We start from the raw sequence: 20476 nt of genomic DNA on the forward strand, positions 1-20476 counted from the left end.
CGGAAAGGGGCAGGAATCGTGAACCGTACTGTTGTCCGTGGAGGGCTCGTCATCACGGCCTCCGACGAAATCCACGCCGACGTCCTCATCGAGGAGGGGCGCATCGCCGCCCTCGCCACGCACGGCAGCAGCGCGGCCGGCGCCTGGACCGCCGACCGTACGATCGACGCCACCGGGAAGTACGTCATCCCGGGCGGCGTCGACGCGCACACCCACATGGAACTGCCCTTCGGCGGCACCTTCGCCTCCGACACCTTCGAGACGGGGACGCGGGCGGCCGCCTGGGGCGGCACGACGACCATCATCGACTTCGCCGTGCAGAGCGTCGGCCACGCTGTACGGGAAGGGCTCGACGCCTGGTACGCGAAGGCCGACGGCAAATGCGCGATCGACTACGCCTTCCACATGATCCTCTCCGACGTCAACGAGCACTCGCTCAAGGAGATGGACCTGCTGGTGGGGGAGGGGATCACCTCCTTCAAGCTGTTCATGGCGTACCCCGGCGTCTTCTACAGCGACGACGGGCAGATCCTGCGCGCGATGCAGCGGTCGGCGGCCAACGGCGGGCTGATCATGATGCACGCCGAGAACGGCATCGCCATCGACGTCCTCGTCGAGCAGGCGCTGGCCGACGGCCGCACCGATCCGCGCTACCACGGAGAGGTACGCAAGGTCCTCCTCGAAGCCGAGGCGACCCACCGCGCGATCCAGCTCGCACGCGTCGCGGACGCCCCGCTGTACGTCGTGCACGTATCGGCGGAGGAGGCCGTCGCGGAGATCGCCGCGGCCCGCGACAAGGGGCTCAACGTCTTCGGCGAGACCTGCCCCCAGTACCTCTTCCTGTCCACCGACAACCTCGCGGAGCCGGACTTCGAGGGCGCGAAGTACGTGTGCAGTACGCCGCTGCGGCCGCGCGAGCACCAGGCCGCGCTCTGGCGGGGCCTGCGGACCAACGACCTCCAGGTCGTCTCGACGGACCACTGCCCCTTCTGCTTCACGGGGCAAAAAGAGCTGGGCCGGGGCGACTTCTCGAAAATCCCCAACGGGCTGCCCGGCGTGGAGAACCGCATGGACCTCCTCCACCAGGCCGTCGTCGACGGGCACATCTCGCGCCGCCGCTGGATCGAGATCGCCTGCGCGTCCCCGGCCCGCATGTTCGGCCTCTACCCGAAGAAGGGGACGATCGCGCCGGGCGCCGACGCCGACCTCGTCATCTACGACCCGCACGCCGAGCAGACCATCTCGGCGGACACCCACCACATGAACGTCGACTACTCGGCCTACGAAGGAAAGCGGGTCACCGGGCAGGTGGAGACGGTGCTCTCGCGCGGCGAACTCGTCATCGACAACCGTGAGTTCACCGGCCGGGCGGGACACGGCCTCTACACGCCCCGATCCACGTGTCAGAACCTGAACTAGGAGGTCCACCCATGGACTTCGGACTCGTCCTGCAGACCGACCCGCCCGCATCGGCGGTCGTCGGCCTGATGCGGCGCGCGGAGCGCAACGGCTTCCGCTACGGCTGGACCTTCGACTCCGCCGTGCTGTGGCAGGAACCCTTCGTCATCTACAGCCGCATCCTCGAACACACCGAGCGGCTGATCGTCGGACCGATGGTGACCAACCCCGGCACCCGCACCTGGGAAGTCACCGCGTCCACCTTCGCCACTCTGAATGAGATGTACGGCAACCGAACCGTGTGCGGTATCGGCCGCGGCGACTCCGCGATGCGCGTCGCGGGCCGCAAACCCAACACCCTGGCCCGGCTCGGCGAGGCGATCGGAGTCATCCGCGACCTCGCGGAGGGGCGGGAGGCGGACGTCGGCGGGCAGCGGCTGCGGCTGCCGTGGGTGCGGGACGGCAAGCTGCCGGTGTGGATGGCGGCGTACGGGCCCAAAGCGCTGCAACTGGCCGGGCAGAAGGCGGACGGCTTCATCCTCCAGCTCGCGGACCCGTTCCTGACGGAGTGGATGATCAAGGCGGTACGCACCGCAGCGTCGGACGCGGGACGGGACCCCGCGTCCATCACCATCTGCGTCGCGGCCCCGGCGTACGTCGGCGACAACCTCACCCACGCGCGGGACCAGTGCCGGTGGTTCGGCGGCATGGTCGGCAACCACGTCGCCGATCTTGTCGAGCGGTACGGCGAACACTCCGGCCTGGTGCCGGAGGCCCTGACGGCGTACATCAAACAGCGGCAGGGCTACGACTACAGCCACCACGGGCGGGCCGGGAACCCGGACACGGCCTTCGTGCCCGACGAGATCGTCGACCGCTTCTGCCTGCTGGGGCCGCCCGAGGCGCACATCGAGAAGCTGAAGGTGCTGCGCGGTCTCGGCGTCGACCAGTTCGCGGTCTACGCCATGCACGACGCGCGTGAGGAGACGATCGACGCGTACGGCGCCGAGATCATCCCCGCACTGAATTCCTGATCCACCCAGGGAAGGGTCCCGACGCCATGACCGCAACTGTCCCCAGCGATCCCCCACCCCCGATATCCCCCGCAGCCGACCCGGAGGGCCGCGTCGAGCTCGCGCCCGGCGCGGCCGGCTCCGACAGCCGCTTCGTCAACGACGACCTGCTCCCCGTACCGGTGGAGCGCAGGCGCTGGACGACGTACAACTTCGCGGCCCTGTGGGTCGGCATGGCCCACAACATCCCCTCCTGGCTGCTCGCTTCGGGACTTGTCACGCTCGGCATGGACTGGAAGCAGGCCGTCTTCACGATCGCCCTGGCCAACGTCATCGTGCTCTTCCCGATGCTGCTGACCGGCCACGCGGGCCCGAAGTACGGCATCCCCTTCCCGGTCCTCGCACGCGCCTCCTTCGGCCTGCGCGGAGCCAACCTGCCCGCACTGATCCGGGCCGGGGTCGCGTGCGCCTGGTTCGGCATCCAGACCTGGATCGGCGGATCCGGAATCTTCGTGCTGCTCGGAAAGATCTTCGGCGGCTGGGCGGAGGCGTCCCGGATCGCCGGGCATCCGTGGACGCTGTGGCTGTGCTTCGTCCTCTTCTGGGTGCTCGAACTCGCCATCATCTACCGGGGGATGGAGGCCCTGCGGCGCTTCGAGAACTGGGCGGCGCCCTTCGTGATCGTCGGCGCGCTGGTCCTGCTCGGGTGGATCACCTGGAAGGCGGGCGGGCTGGGCCCATTGCTCGACCAGCCGTCGTCGCTGGGCTGGGGCGAGGACTTCTGGAAGGTCTTCTTCCCGTCGCTGATGGGAATGATCGCGTTCTGGTCCACTCTTTCGTTGAACATCCCCGACTTCACGCGGTTCGGCGCGGGTCAACGGGCGCAGATCTGGGGCCAGTCGCTGGGCCTGCCGACCACGATGACACTCTTCGCCCTCCTCTCGGTCTTCGTCACGTCCGGCTCGCAGGCGGTCTACGGGGCGGCGATCTGGGACCCGGTGGCACTGGCCGCCAAGACGGACAACGTCTTCGGTCTGCTGTTCGCGCTGGTGACCGTGCTGATCGCGACGATCTCGGTCAACATCGCGGCGAATGTCGTGTCACCGGCGTACGACCTGGCCAACCTTGCCCCGAAGTTCATCAACTTCCGTACGGGCGCGCTCATTACGGGTGTCGTGGGGGTCGTCATCATGCCGTGGAAGCTCACGGCCACCCCCGAGCTGTACATCTTCACCTGGCTCGGGCTGGTGGGCGGGCTGCTGGGTACGGTCGCGGGGATCCTGATCGCCGATTACTGGATCATTCGCCGCACTGTCCTGGACCTGGCCGATCTCTACCGCCCCGGCGGCCGCTACTGGTACGCGAACGGCTGGAACTGGCGGGCCCTTGCGGCGTTCGCCACGGGCGGCGTTCTGGCTGTGGGCGGCTCGCACTCCGCTCCGGGGAAGGGCCCGTTCCCGGAGGACGGCGTGATCCCCTTCCTCAAGCCGCTCGCCGATTATGGCTGGGCGGTGGGGCTGGTGGGGGCGCTGGTGGTGTACGTGGCGCTGATGGCGACGGCGCGCCCGCCGCAACCGGCGGTTCCCGCCGGGTAGCCGGGCGGTGCGGGTTGCCTGCGGCGCTGTCCCCTACCCAGTCAACACAGACGCCCTTCGGGCGTGTCCTCAAACGCCGGACGGGCTGGAAAATCCAGCCCCTCCGGCGTTTGAGGAGCGGGGTCTGGGGCGGAGCCCCAGTTCGGGAAGGGGCGGGGTGGGGAAAAGCGCCGCAGGCACCCCTACGGGCGTACCGCGGCGACCACCCACACCCCGGCCCGCATCACTACCCCCCGCCCCGTCTCGTAAGGCCGGAGCGCGTCCTCCATCGCGGCCCGGGTACGGGGGGACACCGAGCCCCCCGTACCCGCCCGGCTCACCAGGAAGTCCACCGCGTCGGCCGCGTCCCGCCCCCACACCGTCGACCCCACCACCGGCGCCACCGTCACCTTCCCGAAGCCCGCCTCCCCCAGGACCTCATGGACGCGAGCGGGCTCGGACAGCGAGCCCATCGCCCGCCGCAACTCGGCCTGGCTGTGCTCCGGTTGCCCGGTCAGGGAGCCGAGCAAGCCCAGGGTCCGGGCCTCCTCGCCGTCCGGTTCGGGCGGCTGCGGGCAGATGAAGGCGAGCCGCCCGCCGGGGCGCAACGCGCGGCCGATGTGGGTGAAGGCCGCCGCGTGGTCCTCGAAGAACATCACCCCGCCCCGGCTGATCGCCACGTCGTAGGCCGCCGGGGGGAACGGATGACTCTGGGCGTCCCCCAGTTCGTACACGATCCGCGCATGGCCGGTCGAGGCGCGCGCCCGCTCGATCAGCGGCCGCGAGATGTCCACGCCCACGACGCTGCCGTGCGCGGCGAGGCGCGCGGCGAGCCGGGTGGTCTGGCCGCTGCCGCAGCCGATGTCCAGGACGCGATCGTGCTCGCCGATCGCGGCGGCTGCGAAGAGGGCGTCGTTGAAGCCGGACACCATGGCGTCGTAGCGGTCCTGGTGCTCGGCCCAGTGCGCGCCGACCGGCCCGTCCCACGCTTGGGCGACGGTGTTCACAGGGTCTCCTCGACGCGCTCGACGGCGATGATCGCGCCGTACGCCACCAGATGCACCAGACAGTGGTCGGAGTGCTGCGGCGTCCGCCACGCGGTGACGTCGTCCCCCGTGATGTCGTTCGGGGCGAGCGCGGCCAGCAGGGCGAGCCGCGCGCCGGGGCGGTCGTCCCGGCCGGGCAGCCAGTCACCGGTCACCGGCACAGGGGTGACGCCGTCCCAGTCGGACACCGTCTTTCGTACGTACGCCTGGTCGTCCTCGGTCAGCAGCCCCGCTCCCATCAGCGCCGCCTCGCGCAGCGCGCCGTACGCCACCGCGATGGGCGAGCCGGGCGCGGCCCAGGCCGGCTCCGGCCCGGACATCTCCAGCAGGGGCAGGCTGTCGCCGGGGCGCAGCTCGCGCTTGATGGTGTCGGCGAGGTGTCGGCCGGCCGTGGTGCCGAGGAAGCGGAGCTTGTGCTCGTGGCTCGGCAGGGAGTTGTCGGAGAGCAGCGCGGACGCGATCCGGTTGATGAAGTGGAAGGTGAGGGCGGTGCCGATGTACTCGGGGGCCTGCTCCGGCGGGAACGGCGGCGGCTCCGCGTCCGCGCCGATCGCCTTCCCCCACTGAAGCAGCCGGGCGTGCGCCGGATCGGCCGGTGTGTCGCCGCGCCCGATCGTCTCCGCGAGGGCGTGGTCGCCACCCGCGTACAGCAGAAGGGTGTGCGCGTTGATGCAGAAGTGGCAGTTGTTGGCCAGCGAGACTCCTGTGGCCACGAGCTCCTTGTCCGTACGGGACGCCTGCCCCGCCAGCAGGGACTCGCGCAACAGCGCCCAGAATCCGGTCATCAGCGGGGTGGAGGGGGACAGTACGGCGAAGGTCGATGCGCCGGGGACACCGAAATCGGTGACCAGCTGGGCGTAGACGTCAGCGGCAACTCCGGTCGCGGAGTCGGGCGCTGCGGGTGAGGTGAAGCGGAAAGGTCCGGTCATGGGGACGATGCTCGCCCGCCGGCCGGGTCCCCGTCGTCGTACGCCGGGAGGCATTGCCGACTGCGCCCCGCATGCGGCCTCGCCGCCGGGCTACTTCCCCGGAAGTAGCCCCAACCTCCTCTGCGGGGAGGACGTGCGGGACGGAAGCGGCGTCTAGGCCCGGACTTCGCGGGTCGCTGAAAAGGTTCGCCGCAGCGGCTCTTCGGCGTCCGAACCCGACCGGATCGGACCGGCATTGCGATCGCCGTTGCGGACCGGACTGAGCGGCGATCGGTCGTGACCAGTTGATCTTCACGATCGGGTGACCTGCGAAGTACGGGTCTAGGGTGCGATTCATGCGCGCGGATCAGCGGGGGCGGCAGGAGCAGCAGGACCAGCAGGATCAGCGAGGCTGGCGGACCGGGCTCATCGACTCGGCATTCGCTGCCGTCATCGGCGGCGCGGTCCTCATCGCCGCCTTCGCCACGTCCGGTCCCCGACCGGCTCCAGCCGACGTAGCCCTCATCACCGCAGGCTCCCTGGCACTCGCCGCGCACCGCCTGGCCCCGGTGCCGTTGCTGGTCTTCACCGCCGCCTGCATGCTCGGTTACGTCGTACACGCGAATCCGGGGACGTCGGCGGCCTTCCCGGTCATCGCAGGGGTGCACGCCGTGATCAGGGCCGGGCACCGGGCGGCGGCGATCGCGGTGAGCGTCGTCTTCCTCGTGGGCTTCTTCCTGGCGAGCCCGTCGGGGGACGGGATCGAGCGGACGCTGCTGCTGCACGGCTGGTTCATCTGCGCCGGCGTGACGGGACTCATCGACAAGAACTGGCAGGCGTACCTCCACCAGACCGAACAGCGCGCGGCAGAGGCCGAACGGACCAAGGAAGAGGCGGCGCTGCGCAGGGCGGGGGAGGAGCGGCTGCGGATCGCCCGCGAGCTGCACGACTCGCTCACCCACTCCATCTCGATCGTCAAGCTCCAGGCGGGAGTTGCCGTACATCTCGCGCGCAAGCGGGGCGAGGACGTGCCGGAGGCGCTGCTCGCCATCCAGGAGGCGAGCGGGGAGGCGATGCGCGAGCTGCGGGCGACGCTGGAGGTGCTGCGTACGGACGTCGTAGCGCCCGGCAGCGGCCTCGCCAGGCTCGGCGAGCTGGTCGAGCGGGCCCGTACGGCCGGCCTCGCGGCGTCGGTGACCGTCACCGGGCCCGAGCGCGCGCTGCCCGACGACGTCGACCGGGCGGCGTACCGCATCGTCCAGGAGGCGCTCACCAATGTCGCCCGGCACGCGGGCCGGGCGAAGACCACCGTGGAACTCGCCTACGCCCCCGACCACTTCTCCATCCGCGTCGAGGACGAGGGTTCGGCCGCCCCGGCGGCGTCGGGAGGGCAGCCTGCGCTGCCCGGCACCGGCCTGACCGGCATGCGGGAGCGCGTCACCGCCCTCGGCGGCACCCTGCACGCGGCCCCGCGCCCCGGCGGCGGCTTCTCCGTACGCGCCGAACTTCCCCTGGAGATACGGTGAGTGGTGTGAGTGGTGTGAGTGGTGTGAGCGAGGTCGGCGGGGACGCCATCCGGGTCCTGATCGTCGACGACCAGGCCCTCATGCGGGCCGGATTCCGCGCCCTGCTGGCCGCCGAGGACGACATCGAGGTCGTCGCCGAGGCCGCCGACGGCCGTCAGGGCCTCGAACTGGCCCGCCGGCACGTCCCCGACGTCGCACTCGTCGACGTACAGATGCCGGTGATGACGGGTATCGAGACGACCCGCCACATCGCCGCCGACCCGGCGCTGGCCGGTGTCCACGTCGTCATCCTCACCAACTACGGCCTGGACGAGTACGTCTTCGACGCGCTGCGCGCAGGGGCCGCCGGGTTCCTCCTCAAGGACACCGAACCGGCCGACCTGCTCCAGGCGATCCGGATCGCGGCCCGTGGCGACGCGCTGCTCTCGCCGTCCGTGACCCGCCGCCTCATCACCGAGTTCGTCGCCCGCCCACCGGACCGCCGCACCGCTCCCGGCTTCGAGACGCTCACCAAGCGCGAATGCCAGGTCGCGGCGCTGGTCGCGCACGGCCTGACGAACGAAGAGATCGCAGAGCACATGGTGATCAGCCCCTTCACCGCCAAGACCCACGTCAGCCGCGCGATGATCAAGCTGGGGGCCCGCGACCGCGCCCAGCTTGTCGTCTTCGCCTACGAGTCGGGGCTGGTGACCCCCAAGGGGGCACAGGCTTGAGAGGAGCCGCACCACATGTTCACCACCCGGCCGACTCTCCAGGGCACCTTCGGCATGGTGTCCTCCACCCACTGGCTCGCCTCCCAGTCGGCCATGGCCGTACTGGAGGACGGCGGCAACGCCTTCGACGCCGCCGTCGCCGCCGGCTTCGTCCTGCACGTCGTCGAGCCGCACCTGAACGGGCCCGCCGGTGAGGTGCCGGTCCTTCTGGCGTCGGCGGGTGGCCAGGTACGGGTGCTCTGCGGGCAGGGGCCCGCGCCCGCGGGCGCGAGTGCCGGTCACTACCGGGCGCTCGGGCTCGGCCTCGTCCCCGGGACCGGGCCGCTGGCCGCCGCCGTGCCGGGGGCGTTCGACGCGTGGATGCTTCTGCTGCGGGACTACGGCACCAAGTCGCTCCACGAGGTGCTGCGGTACGCCATCGGGTACGCCGAGGACGGGCACCCGCCCGTCGAGCGGGTCGGCGAGACCGTGGAGAGCGTACGCGCCCTGTTCGAGGAGGAGTGGACCTCGTCCGCCGAGGTGTACCTGCCGGGCGGCAGGGCGCCCGCTCCGGGCGAGCTGTTCCGTAACCCCGCTCTTGCCGCGACCTGGCGCCGCGTGGTCACCGAGGCCGAGGCGGCGGGCGGCGAGGACCGGGTGAGGCAGATCGACGCGGCGCGGGCGGTGTGGCGCGAGGGGTTCATCGCCGAGGCGCTCGTACGGCAGGCCACGCGCCCGACCACGGACACCAGCGGCGTTCGGCACACCGGGACGCTGACCGCCGCCGACCTGGCCGGCTGGTCCGCGACGTACGAGGAGCCCGCGACGTACGACTGGAACGGCCGGACGCTGTGCAAGGCGGGCGGCTGGAGCCAGGGGCCCGCCTTCCTCCAGCAGCTCGCGCTGCTGCCGCCGGAGCTGCCGGCCCACGGCTCCGCCGCGTACGTTCACCTGCTGATCGAAGGGTGCAAGCTGGCGATGGCCGACCGGGAGGCCTGGTACGGCGACGCCGCCGAGGTGCCGGTCGACGCGCTGCTCTCGGCGTCGTACAACGCTGAGCGGCGCGCTCTGGTGGGGGACAGGGCGTCGCCGGAGCTGCGGCCCGGCAGTCCCGGTGGGCGTACGCCCGTGCTGAGCGCGCACGCGCGGGCCGTCGCCGCGGGGGAGCGGGGATTCGACGCCGTGGACGCCCTGGATGCCGCGGCCGCCGCCGGTGCCGGTGAGCCGACCGTCGCCAAGGACGGCTCCACCCGCGGGGACACCTGCCACCTGGACGTCGTCGACCGCTGGGGCAACATGGTGGCGGCCACGCCCAGCGGCGGCTGGCTCCAGTCCAACCCGGTGGTTCCCGAGCTCGGCTTCCCCCTCGGCACACGGCTCCAGATGGCCTGGCTGGACGAGGGGCTGCCGAATACGCTCACGCCGGGCCGGCGGCCCCGCACCACCCTGACGCCCTCGCTGGCGCTGCGGGACGGGGAGGGCGTGCTGGCCTTCGGTACGCCCGGTGGCGACCAGCAGGATCAGTGGCAGCTGCACTTCTTCCTCACCGTCGCGCTCGCAGGCTCCTCGGCGTCGCGGGGCGGATTCGATCTCCAGGGGGCCATCGACGCCCCCAACTGGCACACCGACTCCTTCCCCGGATCCTTCTATCCGCGCGGGATGCGGCCGGGGAGCGTAACCGTCGAGTCGCGCATGGACGCGGGTGTCGTCGAGGAGCTGCGGCGCCGTGGCCACGATGTGACGGTCGGCGGGCCCTGGTCGGAGGGGCGGCTGTGCGCGGTCGCGCGTGATCCGGAGACCGGAGTGCTGTCCGCCGCGGCGAACCCGAGAGGAATGCAGGGTTACGCGGTCGGGCGCTGACGGCACTGCGAGTTGTCGGCATTGTCAGCGGGGCGTGCTTTGCTGGACGCATGATCGATGACAAGTTGTCCGACGTCGAAGAGGCCGTGCGCAAGGCGGCCGCGGCCGAGATCGTGCCGCGGTACCGGCAGCTCGCCGCGCACGAGATCGTCGAGAAGACCGGGCCGCACGACCTGGTCACCATCGCCGACCGGCAGGCCGAGGAGCACCTCACCGCGTCCCTGACCCGGCTGCTGCCGGGATCCGTGGTCGTGGGGGAGGAAGCGGTCCACGAGGATCCGGCGGTGTACGAGGCGCTGAGCGGCGACGCGCCGGTGTGGATCGTGGACCCGGTGGACGGGACCCGGCAGTTCGTGCGCGGCGAGCCGGGCTTCTGCACGCTGGTCGCCCTCGCGCACCGGGGCGAAGTGCTCGCCTCGTGGACGTACGCGCCCGCGCTCGACGAGATGGCCGTGGCGGTGCGGGGCGGCGGGGCCCGGCTGAACGGTGAGGTGCTGCGGGCGGGGATCCCGGGGATGGGCGCCACGCTGCACGTCGCCACGTCCCATCCGGACTTCACGTCGGAGCGGCAGAAGGCGGCGCTGCTCGGGCTGAATGTGAAGGGCGTCGACGCCCGCCCCTGCGGATCGGCCGGGCTTGAGTATCTGGCGGTGGCCAGGGGCGACCTGGACGCGGTGGCGTTCTCGTGGGAGCTGGCCTGGGATCACGCGGCCGGGCTGCTGCTGGTGGAGGAGGCGGGCGGGGCGCACGCGACCGTCGCGGGGGAGCGGTTCCGGCTGACGGGGGGAAACGCCCTGCCGTTCACGGCCGCACGGGACGCGGGCACGGTCGCGAGGGTAGTGGGGCTCCTGAGTGGCGGGGCGGTGTAACGGCGGGGCGGCACAGCGGCGTGGGCGGCGTAACGGCGTCGGCGCGTACATCAGGCCAACCCACCGCCCCACCACCCTCCCGCCGTCCGCGCCACCGGGGCCAGGAATATCCTGGTGCTCCTGGCCATCGGCTGACGAAGGAGTCCGAAGGTGCCGTCGATGCTCGATGCAGTCGTCGTAGGGGCGGGGCCCAACGGACTGACCGCCGCTGTCGAACTTGCCCGCAGGGGCTTCTCGGTGGAGGTGTTCGAGGCCCTGGACACCGTGGGGGGCGGCGCCAGGACCGAGGAGCTCACGCTGCCCGGGTTCCGGCACGACCCCTGTTCCGCCGTGCACCCGCTGGGTGTCGGGTCGCCGGCCTTCAAGGCCATGCCGCTGGCCCGGTACGGGCTGGAGTGGCTGCACGCCGAGCTGCCCATGGCCCACCCCTGGGACGACGGCACCGCCGCTGTGCTGTCCCGGTCGGTCGCCGAGACCGCCGCCTCGTTCGGCGCGCGGGATGCCGGGACGTACCGGCGGCTCGTCGCGCCCTACGTGGCGAAGTGGGACACCCTGGCACGGGACTTCATGTCGCTGCCCTGCACAGCGCTGCCCCGCGACCCGCTCACCCTGGCCCGGTTCGGCATAGACGGGCTGCCGCCCAGCACGTGGCTGATGCGCCGGTTCCGGGACGAGAAGGCGCGGGCGTTGTTCGCCGGACTCGTCGCGCATGTCATCGCCCCCCTCGGCGGTCTCGCGACGAGCGCCGTCGGGCTGGTCTTCGCCCTTGCCGCGCATGCCGGCGGCTGGCCGATGCCGCGGGGTGGATCGCAGTCGATCTCGGACGCCCTCGCGGCGTATCTGCGTGACCTCGGCGGCGTGGTGCACACCGGGTTCGAGGTCAAGCGGCTGGACGACCTGCCGCCCGCCCGCGCGTACGTCTTCGACACGTCCCCCACGGCGCTGGCGCGGATCGCCGGTCTCGGCCGGGCGTACGAGAACTACCGCTACGGCGCGAGCGTGTTCAAGATTGATTACGCTCTGGACGGGCCGGTGCCCTGGACGGCCGAGGAGGCCCGGCGCGCCGGCACCGTCCAAGTCGGCCCGACCAGTGGCGAAATCGGCACCGCGCTGAAGCAGGCCTCGGGCGGCACGGTCCCCGAGACGCCGTTCCTGATCACCGCTCAGCCGAGCCTGGTGGACCCGTCCCGCGCCCCCGAGGGCAAGCACGTCTTCTGGGCGTACGGGCACGTCCCGCACGCCTGGGACGGCGACCTCACGGAGGCCATCGAGCGGCAGATCGAACGCTTCGCGCCCGGCTTCCGCGACCGGGTGCTCGCCAGGGCGACCGCGGGACCGCCGCAACTGGCCGCCCGCAACGCCAATTACATCGGCGGCGACATCGCCTGCGGCGCGGCGTCGGGCCTTCAACTGCTGCTGCGGCCGAAAGTCTCTCTCTTCCCGTACGCGACCCCCCACCCGGCGGTCTTCATCTGCTCGTCCGCGACTCCGCCGGGGCCAGGCGTGCACGGCATGTCGGGACACAACGCGGCGAAGGCGGTCTGGCGGCGGCTGCGCGCGGCCTGACCGGACCGAAAGCGCCGGGAGAGGATGGCCCCATGACAGCCATCACCCTCGTCCGCGGTGACATCACCGAGCAGCACGTCGACGCCATCGTGAACGCCGCCAACTCCTCCCTGCTGGGTGGCGGCGGCGTCGACGGCGCGATTCACCGCAAGGGCGGTCCCGCCATCCTGGCCGACTGCCGCCGCCTGCGCGCCTCCCAGTACGGCAAGGGCCTGCCGACAGGGCGGGCGGTCGCGACCACAGCGGGACGGCTGGACGCCAAGTGGGTGATCCATACGGTCGGCCCGGTGTGGCAGCCCGACCAGGACCAGTCCGAGCTCCTCGCGTCCTGCTACCGCGAGTCGCTGCGGTTGGCACAGGACCTTGGGGCGGAGAGCATCGCGTTCCCCGCCATCTCCACCGGCGTTTTCCGGTGGCCGATGGATGACGGCGCGCGCATCGCCGTCCGTACGGTCCGGGAGGCGGCCGGCGGCTCGGTCACCGACGTGCGGTTCGTGCTCTTCGACGAGACGGCGTACAAGGCGTTCGAAACGGCTCTGGCCGCCGCACCTTGACGTCGGATTCTCGCCAGCCCGGGTGCGCCGCCGTGCCCGATGCTTGAGCCATGCACACCGACACCGAGCGCTGCGTACGTGCCGTGCGGTCCAAGGACTCACGCTTCGACGGCTGGTTCTTCACCGCGGTCCTGACCACCCGGATCTACTGCCGTCCCAGCTGCCCGGTCGTGCCGCCCAAGGTCGAGAACATGACCTTCTACCCCAGCGCGGCCGCCTGCCAGCTGGCCGGATTCCGGGCCTGCAAGCGCTGCCGGCCCGACACCAGCCCCGGCTCCCCGGAGTGGAACGCCCGCGCCGACGTCGTCGCCCGCGCGATGCGCCTGATCAGCGACGGCGTCGTCGACCGCGAGGGCGTGCCCGGACTCGCGGCGCGCCTCGGATACAGCACCCGGCAGATCGAGCGCCAGCTGCTGGCGGAGCTGGGCGCGGGACCGCTCGCCCTCGCCCGCGCCCAGCGCGCCCAGACCGCCCGCCTGCTGATCGAGACGACCCCGCTGGCCATGGCGGACGTGGCTTTCGCCGCCGGATTCTCGTCGGTACGTACGTTCAACGACACGGTGCGTGAAGTCTTCGCGCTGTCGCCCAGTGAACTGCGCAGCCGCGGCAAGAAGGCGCCGCAGACCCCCGGCGCCATCTCCCTGAGGCTGCCGTTCCGCGCCCCGCTCAACCCCACCAACCTCTTCGGCCACCTCGCCGCTACCGCGGTGCCCGGCGTCGAGGAATGGCGCGACGGCGCCTACCGCCGCACGCTGTCCCTGCCGTACGGCCACGGCATCGCGACGCTCACCCCGCAGCCCGACCACATCGGCTGCCTGCTGTCCTTGACCGACCTGCGCGATCTGACCATCGCCATCAGCCGTTGCCGCCGGCTGCTCGACCTCGACGCCGACCCGGTCGCGGTCGACGACCAGCTGCGCACCGACCCGCTGCTCGCCCCGCTCGTCGACAAGGCTCCGGGGCGCCGGGTGCCGCGTACGACGGATACGGCGGAGTTCGCGGTACGTGCGGTGCTCGGCCAGCAGGTCTCGACGGCCGCCGCCCGTACGCACGCGGCCAGCCTGGTCACCGCCCACGGCACGCCGGTCGACGATCCGGCCGGCGGGCTCACCCACCTCTTCCCGGACCCGGCCGGCCTGGCCGCGCTCGACCCCGAATCGCTTGCCCTGCCGCGCAGTCGCCGCGCCACTTTGACGACGCTGGTCTCCTCGCTCGCCGACGGCAGCCTGAAGCTCGGCGTCGACAGCGACTGGGAGCGGGCCCGCGCCCAGCTGATGGCACTCCCCGGCTTCGGGCCCTGGACGGTCGAGGTGATCGCGATGCGCGCGCTCGGCGACCCGGACGCGTTCCTGCCGACCGACCTGGGGATCCGGCGGGCGGCGCGGGAACTGGGGCTGCCGTCCACCCCGGCGGCGTTCACGGCGCGGGCGGCGGCCTGGCGGCCCTGGCGGGCGTACGCCGTCCAGTACCTGTGGGCCACCGACGACCACCCGATCAACAACCTCCCGGTTTGAGGACGTGACCATGAAGCAGCACAGTGTTGTCGACAGTCCGTACGGTCCGCTGACGCTGGTCGCGACGGACGGCAGGCTGTCGGGCCTGTACATGACGGACCAGCGCCACCGGCCGCCGGAGGAGTCCTTCGGTGAACGGACGTCCGGGATTCTGAGCGAGGCCGTCCGTCAGCTCCACGCGTATTTCGCGGGGGAGCTGAAGGAGTTCGACCTGGAGTTGCACCTGGACGGCACGCCGTTCCAGCGGAGCGTCTGGGCGCAGCTCCGGCGGATCCCGTACGGCGAGACGTGGACGTACGGCGAGCTGGCCGAGCGGCTCGGCAATCCGGCGGCGTCCCGGGCGGTCGGCCTCGCGAATGGCAAGAACCCGGTGGGGATTGTCGTGCCGTGCCACCGGGTCATTGGCGCTGCGGGCAGCCTTACCGGGTACGGCGGTGGCTTGGACCGGAAGCGGAGGCTGCTGGTGTTCGAGGCGGGTGGCCAGCTGTTCTAGGCGGGCGTGTCCTCAAACGCCGGACGGGCTGGATTTTACTGACGGCCGGCTAGTCGGCCACCGGGGTGAACGGGGTCGGGGGCTGTCCCGTCCAGCGGTGCAGGACCGCCCGCGCGGTCTGCTTCGTTACGCCGTCCTCGACCACCGTGCCCGCCTCAACCAGGTAGTAGCGACCGTCGCCGTGCGAGATCAGACCGTACTGCCCGCCGGACTCCCACCCGTACGTCCCCGACGCCTCATGGTGCAGCCCCGCCCGCAGCAACGGCAGCAGCTCCCCCCGCTCCGGCTTCGGCTGGCCCGTGACCGGCCCGGTGACCGGCCGCTTCGAACCGTCGGCGATGAAGAGCGAGTAGTTGGGGAACTGCGGCTTCGCGCCCTTGTAGACGGCCATCAGCCAGTTGCCCGTGTACTCGTCGTACTCCAGATTCTGCACGCCGTACCGCGTGTTGCCGGTGCGGACGAAGTACTTCCCGTCGACGTCGTCCGGACCGCTGGTGTGCGGCGCGCTCTCCGGCAGGGGGCGCTCGTACTTCTGCCACTTGCGCACGTCGTACTGGAGCAGGACCTGGTGGTCGTTGTCCTGCCGCTTGACGTTGGAGTAGATGCCGTAAGCGACCGTCAGGACCTCCCTGCCGTGCCAGGCGCGGCCGCTGCGGTCGAGTTCGGGGCCGAAGGCCACTCCGTCGATCCCGCTGCAGCCGTACCGGTGGTCGGGGGTGTTCGCGGTGTCGCCGTCGAACTTCCCGTCGCCGTTCATGTCGGCCGTGTAGTCGTCCACGACCTCCTGGAGGTGGACCGTCGACACGACGTCGCTGGTCCGCGCGTCCATGCCCATGCGGTCGATCCGGTCCACATCCACAATCGCGATGTAGAACGCCTTCGCCGCCTTGTACTCCAGCGAGCCGTAGACCCGTCCGTCCTTCGCGTTGAGGTCCAGGTCGCCCAGATGCCCGGTGAATCCGGATACGGAACCGACCGGATTGCCGCGCAAATCAGTCTTGACGAGGAGGTTGGTGAAGGAGAAGTACATGAATCCCTTGTGGCGGTCCACCGCCACGCCCTGCACATGCCCGGCCCTCCACGCGCCGCCCTTTATCTCGGCGGGAAGGTGTCTTGCCTTGGTCGCCGCGGCGGGTTGCGCCGCTCCGGCGGTGATGGTGCCCTGGGCCGCAAGCGCCCCAGCAGCAAGGACGGTCAGGACTCCGCCGGCGAAGGTGCGTCGCATGGGCTCTCCAGATTTCGTCGAGGTACGAAGCGGAACGGGAGTGGAGCGAAGGAGCGAAGGAGTGGGGGATGCCGGGCACGTTAGAACGCGCTGTGGTCCGCTCGGTGCATTCCGGTGCAACACCGGGTGAAGGCACCGAGTCAACAGACCGTAGGCGTCACGGAGGTTGGCGGACAGGCTTGATTCAGCCGAGCGCGAGCCGCGCCGTGCGGTGGGCGAGTTCGGTGATCCGTACGCCGTCGAAGCCGAACACCGCACTGCGCACCGTGTCCTCCAGCGGCCCCGTCCACTGCGGCCCGATCCCGCCCGCCCCGTACAGCACCCCGGCCACCGAGCCCGCCGTCGCGCCGTTGGAGTCGGTGTCCAGGCCGCCGCGCACGGTGAGTGCGATGGTCCGGGTGAAGTCGCCGTCGCCGTACAGCAGTCCGGCCGTGATGACGGCGGCGTTCGGGACGGCGTGGATCCAGCCGAGCCGGCCCGTCTCCTCCTCCATCGCGGTGAGCGTGTCCTCCCAGGCAGCTCCGGCCGCGTGCAGGGCGAGCGTGTGGCGGACCGTACGGGCGAGGCGGCTGCTCGCGGGTACGCGCTCCAGCGCCACCTCCAGCGCGGCCCGCGGCCCGGGCGCGGTGAACGCGGCGGCGATCAGCGCGGCCGCCCACATCGCGCCGTACACACCATTGCCGGTGTGCGACAGCACGGCGTCGCGACGGGCCAGCGCGGCTGCCCGTCGCGGGGCGCCGGGGTTGGTCCAGCCGAAGATGTCGGCGCGGATGAGGGCGCCGATCCACTCCTGGTAGGGGTTCTCGTAGGTGGCGGTCAGCGGCGGCTTGAGGCCGTTCGCGAGATTGCGGTACGTCGCCCGCTCGGCGGTGAAGGTCTGCAGGTACGGCAGGCGCAGGAGCCACAGTTCGCCGACCTCCTCGGTGGTGAAGGCGAAGCCGTGGGTCTCCAGCAGGTGCAGACCGAGGATCGCGTAGTCGACGTCGTCGTCCCGGCAACTGCCGCTGATCCTGCCGCGTACGCAATGCGGCCATTCGGGGCGCAGTTCGAAGCCGGGTATTCCGGGCGGGGGCTCGGGCAGGTAGTCGGTGAGGGGCAGGGCACCGGTCAGCCGCAGATAGCGATCGATGCGGGCCCGCGTCCAGTAGTCGCCGCGCTCCACGGGCTTGCCTAGCATGTTGCCGGCGATTCTGCCCAGCCAGCCGCCGAGAATCCGGTCGGCCGTGTGCGTGCTGTGTGGAGTCATGGGTCGGATCTACCCACTTCCGATGGTCGAGCATGGGGAGTTTATGTGCTTTTCACTGGTATGCGGCGGTCGCCCTGGTGGCCGGAGCCGCCGCCGCGGCGGGCGGGTTCGGCCCGCTGGTGCGACGTTGTTGGATCATGTCGGTACCCATGACGACCCACTATGGGTGCTAAAAGATGACAAATCGGGTTGGCGCGCCGTCCGGGGCGTCGCGCCGCGCTGGACGCCCATGGGCAGGGGGCCCTATCTGCGGATATGGTCGGGGCGGCGCGACTGCCTGTTCGAAAGCAAGGGATAGCAAGGTGACGGACGGAGCAGTAACTGAGACCGCCCGCGTGCTCGTCGCGGCGGACAAGTTCAAGGGCTCGCTCACGGCCGTGCAGGTCGCGGAGCGGGTGACGGCCGGGCTGCGGCGGGTCGTCCCCGACGTTGTCGTCGAGGCTCTGCCCGTCGCCGACGGCGGCGACGGCACGGTGGCCGCGGCGGTGGCGGCCGGGTTCGAACGCCGGGAGGTACGGGTCACCGGACCGCTCGGCGAGCAGCTCACGGCGGCGTTCGCGCTGCGCGACGGCACCGCCGTGGTCGAAATGGCGGAGGCCTCGGGCCTCCAGCACCTCCCCGAGGGCGCATTCGCGCCGCTCACCGCGACGACGTACGGCTCCGGCGAACTGCTGCGGGCCGCGCTCGACGCGGGCGCGCGCACGATCGTCTTCGGCGTCGGCGGCAGCGCCTCCACCGACGGCGGCGCGGGCATGCTGGCCGCGCTCGGCGCGCGCTTCCTGGACGCGGCGGGCGAGCCGGTCGGGCCCGGCGGCGGGGGTCTGCGGGACCTGGCCACCGCCGACCTGTCGGGCCTGGACCCGCGTCTGGCCGACGTGGACCTGGTCCTCGCCAGCGACGTCGACAACCCGCTGACGGGGCCGAAGGGCGCTGCGGCGGTGTACGGCCCCCAGAAGGGCGCCACCGAGGAGGACGTGGCCACGCTCGACGCGGCCCTGGCGCACTACGCGTCCGTACTGGGCGCGGAGCACGCGGACTCGCCCGGCGCGGGTGCGGCGGGCGGCATCGGCTACGGCGCGCTGATCGCGCTCGGGGCGAGCTTCCGCCCCGGCATCGAGGTCATGCTGGACGTGCTGGGCTTCGCCGACGCGCTGTCCCGGGCGACCCTGGTCATCACCGGTGAGGGCTCGCTCGACGCGCAGACCCTGCACGGGAAGGCGCCGGCGGGTGTGGCGGCGGCGGCGCGCGCGAAGAACGTCGAGGTCATCGCGGTCTGCGGCCGCCTGGCCCTGCCCCCGGAGGTACTCGGCGGTGCCGGCATCCGCCGCGCGTACGCCCTGGCCGACCTGGAGCCGGATCCGGTCCGCTCGATGGCGGAGGCGGGCCCGCTGCTGGAACGGGTGGCGGAGAACATCGCCCGCGACTTCCTGACCTGACGGTGCGCCGTGGGGTGGGCGGCCGGCCCTGCGGGGCTGTTCCCCACCCCGCCCCTTCCCGAAACTGGGGCTCCGCCCCAGACCCCGCTCCTCAAACGCCGGAGGGGCTGAGAGTTGCCGCTGCGCGGCAAATCCAGCCCGTCCGGCGTTTGAGGACGCGCCCGGAGGGCGTCCGGGGGCGTCCGTGTTGTCTGGGGGCTGGGGGCTTGCCCCACAGTTCGGGAAGGCGCGGATAGGGGAACAGCGCCGCAGGCAACCCGCACCACCCCACCCGCACCTCACGCCCCGGACAACCGAAACGCGTCCAGCGCCAGCGTCATCTCGATCAGATCCCGCGGCCGGGACAGCGAGCGGGACGTCAACTGCTCCAGCCGCCGCAGCCGGTTGAACACCGTATTCCGGTGGCAGTACAGCCGACCGGCCGCCCGCCCCGCCGACCCCTCGCAAGACAGCCACGCGTCCAGCGTCTCCAGCAGCACCACCCGGTCCGCCGGGTCCAGCTCCAGCACGGCGCCGAACACGTCCGCCACCAGCCGCCCCGCCAGCTCCGGCTGGCTCACCACCAGCGCCGTCGGCATCCGCTCGTCCAGCCGTACGATCCCGGTGGCGTCCGGCGCGCACGTCCGCAGCGCCAGGTCCGCCAGCCGCCGGGCGCCGCCCAGGCCGGCGAGGCCGTCCACCACCGGACTGATGCCACCCGGCCCCGGACAGCGCGCGGCAAGCAGCTCCGACAGGTCGGCCAGCGTCGTCTCCCCGCCGAGCGAGACGACCCCCACCTCGCAGTCCGTACGCATCCGCCAGATGAACCGCATCCCGGCGCCCTGAATACGCCGGTGAAAGGGCTCGCGCCCGTCCCGCCGCTCCAGCCGCAGCACCACCACCGCGTACCGCCCGTGCTCCGGCAGGTCGAGACCGGCCGCCGCGCGGGCCGCCAGGCCAGGAGGAGACTCCTTGCCCTCCAGCAGCGCGTCGAGCAGCGCCTGGAGCCGTTCGTCCGTACGGTGGCGCAGCTCGGCCTCGGTCGCCCGGTACGCCTCCGACGCGGTCGCCGTCTCCGCGTCCACCGCCGCGAACACCGTCGTCGCCGCCCGCATCAGCACCGCGAGCCTCCCCGGATCCTCCCCCTCCGCCCCCGCCGCGCCCTCCAGCAGCGCGTCCCAGATCAGATACCCCGCCTGCCGGTAGGAGTGCACCAGCAGCTCCAGCGGGAAGCCCTGCTGCGCCCGGCGCCGGCCCGTCCACTCCGCGTACTCCAGGTCGCGGCGCGGCTGCGACTTCGGGGCCGAGATCGCCTCGATGCCGATCCGCATCGCCTGCTCGGTCTCCTGCCAGTGCTGGTCCTGGGACAGCACCTGCGCGTACAGCGGCGAGTGCGCGTGCAGTTCGCGCAAGTGCTGGTCCACCAGCTCCGGCAGCCGTTCCAGCAGCGCCGTACCCGCCTCGGTCAGTACCGCCCAGTCGTGTCCCGTCCGTGCTCTGCGGCCACTCATGGGCCGGAGCGTGTCACGACCGGGGCCTGTCCGACAGCCCCCTGACACGCGGTGTTGTGCGCGTGC

The 20476-nt window shown here is 71.8% G+C and carries 17 protein-coding genes; 12 read left to right on the forward strand and 5 right to left on the reverse strand.

Annotation, left to right across the window (positions count from 1 at the left end; translation table 11 throughout):
- The first annotated feature begins 15 nt into the window (after positions 1-15).
- The 3 genes from hydA to J7E96_RS01585 are packed head-to-tail and all read left to right on the forward strand — an operon-like array spanning position 16 to position 4006.
- Positions 16-1419 carry a dihydropyrimidinase gene (gene hydA / locus J7E96_RS01575; RefSeq protein ID WP_215126797.1) on the forward strand — a complete coding sequence of 468 codons (1404 nt, stop codon included), beginning with the start codon at positions 16-18 and terminating at the stop codon, positions 1417-1419.
- An 11-nt stretch (positions 1420-1430) separates the two neighbouring features.
- The gene (locus J7E96_RS01580; protein WP_215126591.1) at positions 1431-2432 is read left to right on the forward strand and encodes a TIGR03842 family LLM class F420-dependent oxidoreductase; all 1002 of its coding nucleotides are present in this window, start codon (positions 1431-1433) and stop codon (positions 2430-2432) included.
- 26 nt (positions 2433-2458) lie between these two features.
- Positions 2459-4006, forward strand: a complete 1548-nt coding sequence (locus J7E96_RS01585; RefSeq protein WP_215126593.1) for an NCS1 family nucleobase:cation symporter-1 — start codon at positions 2459-2461, stop codon at positions 4004-4006.
- Positions 4007-4188: 182 nt separating this feature from the next.
- Here J7E96_RS01585 and J7E96_RS01590 read toward each other — a convergent pair whose 3' ends face one another.
- Entirely contained in the window at positions 4189-4992 is an 804-nt protein-coding gene (locus J7E96_RS01590; protein ID WP_308295793.1) for a class I SAM-dependent methyltransferase, read from the reverse strand.
- Positions 4989-5960, reverse strand: coding sequence for a carboxymuconolactone decarboxylase family protein (locus J7E96_RS01595; RefSeq protein ID WP_215126595.1), 972 nt, complete (start codon positions 5958-5960; stop codon positions 4989-4991). The genes J7E96_RS01590 and J7E96_RS01595 overlap by 4 nt, the downstream gene beginning before the upstream one ends.
- A 335-nt stretch (positions 5961-6295) precedes the next feature.
- Between J7E96_RS01595 and J7E96_RS01600 the strand changes: the two genes are divergently transcribed.
- The 8 genes from J7E96_RS01600 to J7E96_RS01635 all read left to right on the forward strand — a co-directional run bounded on the left by J7E96_RS01600 (position 6296) and on the right by J7E96_RS01635 (position 15013).
- Entirely contained in the window at positions 6296-7465 is a 1170-nt protein-coding gene (locus J7E96_RS01600; RefSeq protein ID WP_215126597.1) for a sensor histidine kinase, read from the forward strand.
- Between the two features lie 5 nt (positions 7466-7470).
- On the forward strand, positions 7471-8178 hold the full coding sequence (locus J7E96_RS01605; RefSeq protein ID WP_308295794.1) for a response regulator transcription factor: 708 nt from the start codon (positions 7471-7473) through the stop codon (positions 8176-8178).
- 15 nt (positions 8179-8193) lie between these two features.
- Complete coding sequence (locus tag J7E96_RS01610; protein ID WP_215126599.1) at positions 8194-10017, forward strand: gamma-glutamyltransferase family protein; 1824 nt, start codon at positions 8194-8196, stop codon at positions 10015-10017.
- Between the two features lie 50 nt (positions 10018-10067).
- A complete protein-coding gene (locus J7E96_RS01615) occupies positions 10068-10886 on the forward strand; it encodes an inositol monophosphatase family protein (RefSeq protein ID WP_215126601.1) in 819 nt (272 codons plus the stop codon).
- A gap of 150 nt (positions 10887-11036) precedes the next feature.
- Positions 11037-12452, forward strand: a complete 1416-nt coding sequence (locus tag J7E96_RS01620) for an NAD(P)/FAD-dependent oxidoreductase (RefSeq protein WP_215126603.1) — start codon at positions 11037-11039, stop codon at positions 12450-12452.
- 32 nt (positions 12453-12484) lie between these two features.
- The gene (locus tag J7E96_RS01625) at positions 12485-13006 is read left to right on the forward strand and encodes an O-acetyl-ADP-ribose deacetylase (protein WP_215126604.1); all 522 of its coding nucleotides are present in this window, start codon (positions 12485-12487) and stop codon (positions 13004-13006) included.
- 50 nt (positions 13007-13056) lie between these two features.
- Positions 13057-14520, forward strand: coding sequence for an AlkA N-terminal domain-containing protein (locus J7E96_RS01630; protein ID WP_215126606.1), 1464 nt, complete (start codon positions 13057-13059; stop codon positions 14518-14520).
- A 10-nt stretch (positions 14521-14530) separates the two neighbouring features.
- On the forward strand, positions 14531-15013 hold the full coding sequence (locus tag J7E96_RS01635) for a methylated-DNA--[protein]-cysteine S-methyltransferase (protein ID WP_215126608.1): 483 nt from the start codon (positions 14531-14533) through the stop codon (positions 15011-15013).
- A 49-nt stretch (positions 15014-15062) separates the two neighbouring features.
- Here J7E96_RS01635 and J7E96_RS01640 read toward each other — a convergent pair whose 3' ends face one another.
- Positions 15063-16238 carry a hypothetical protein gene (locus J7E96_RS01640; protein WP_251069257.1) on the reverse strand — a complete coding sequence of 392 codons (1176 nt, stop codon included), beginning with the start codon at positions 16236-16238 and terminating at the stop codon, positions 15063-15065.
- 184 nt (positions 16239-16422) lie between these two features.
- On the reverse strand, positions 16423-17484 hold the full coding sequence (locus tag J7E96_RS01645) for an ADP-ribosylglycohydrolase family protein (RefSeq protein ID WP_215126610.1): 1062 nt from the start codon (positions 17482-17484) through the stop codon (positions 16423-16425).
- Between the two features lie 302 nt (positions 17485-17786).
- On the opposite strand from J7E96_RS01645, the gene J7E96_RS01650 reads away from it, so the two are divergent.
- Positions 17787-18920, forward strand: a complete 1134-nt coding sequence (locus tag J7E96_RS01650) for a glycerate kinase (RefSeq protein WP_308295796.1) — start codon at positions 17787-17789, stop codon at positions 18918-18920.
- A 278-nt stretch (positions 18921-19198) separates the two neighbouring features.
- Here the strand turns inward: J7E96_RS01650 and J7E96_RS01655 are convergent, their stop codons facing one another.
- Positions 19199-20410: a CdaR family transcriptional regulator gene (locus J7E96_RS01655; protein WP_215126614.1), complete on the reverse strand. Its 1212-nt coding sequence runs from the start codon at positions 20408-20410 to the stop codon at positions 19199-19201.
- Between the last annotated feature and the right edge of the window lie 66 nt (positions 20411-20476).

The organism is Streptomyces sp. ISL-96, assembly GCF_018614035.1.
GTDB lineage: Bacteria > Actinomycetota > Actinomycetes > Streptomycetales > Streptomycetaceae > Streptomyces.

Coding starts and splice junctions, on each gene's coding strand:
- J7E96_RS01580 (WP_215126591.1), top strand. CDS start 1,431: ATGGACTTCGGACTCGTCCTGCAGACCGACCCGCCCGCATCGGCGGTC.
- J7E96_RS01585 (WP_215126593.1), top strand. CDS start 2,459: ATGACCGCAACTGTCCCCAGCGATCCCCCACCCCCGATATCCCCCGCA.
- J7E96_RS01595 (WP_215126595.1), bottom strand. CDS start 5,960: ATGACCGGACCTTTCCGCTTCACCTCACCCGCAGCGCCCGACTCCGCG.
- J7E96_RS01600 (WP_215126597.1), top strand. CDS start 6,296: ATGCGCGCGGATCAGCGGGGGCGGCAGGAGCAGCAGGACCAGCAGGAT.
- J7E96_RS01610 (WP_215126599.1), top strand. CDS start 8,194: ATGTTCACCACCCGGCCGACTCTCCAGGGCACCTTCGGCATGGTGTCC.
- J7E96_RS01615 (WP_215126601.1), top strand. CDS start 10,068: ATGATCGATGACAAGTTGTCCGACGTCGAAGAGGCCGTGCGCAAGGCG.
- J7E96_RS01625 (WP_215126604.1), top strand. CDS start 12,485: ATGACAGCCATCACCCTCGTCCGCGGTGACATCACCGAGCAGCACGTC.
- J7E96_RS01630 (WP_215126606.1), top strand. CDS start 13,057: ATGCACACCGACACCGAGCGCTGCGTACGTGCCGTGCGGTCCAAGGAC.
- J7E96_RS01635 (WP_215126608.1), top strand. CDS start 14,531: ATGAAGCAGCACAGTGTTGTCGACAGTCCGTACGGTCCGCTGACGCTG.
- J7E96_RS01640 (WP_251069257.1), bottom strand. CDS start 16,238: ATGCGACGCACCTTCGCCGGCGGAGTCCTGACCGTCCTTGCTGCTGGG.
- J7E96_RS01645 (WP_215126610.1), bottom strand. CDS start 17,484: ATGACTCCACACAGCACGCACACGGCCGACCGGATTCTCGGCGGCTGG.
- J7E96_RS01655 (WP_215126614.1), bottom strand. CDS start 20,410: ATGAGTGGCCGCAGAGCACGGACGGGACACGACTGGGCGGTACTGACC.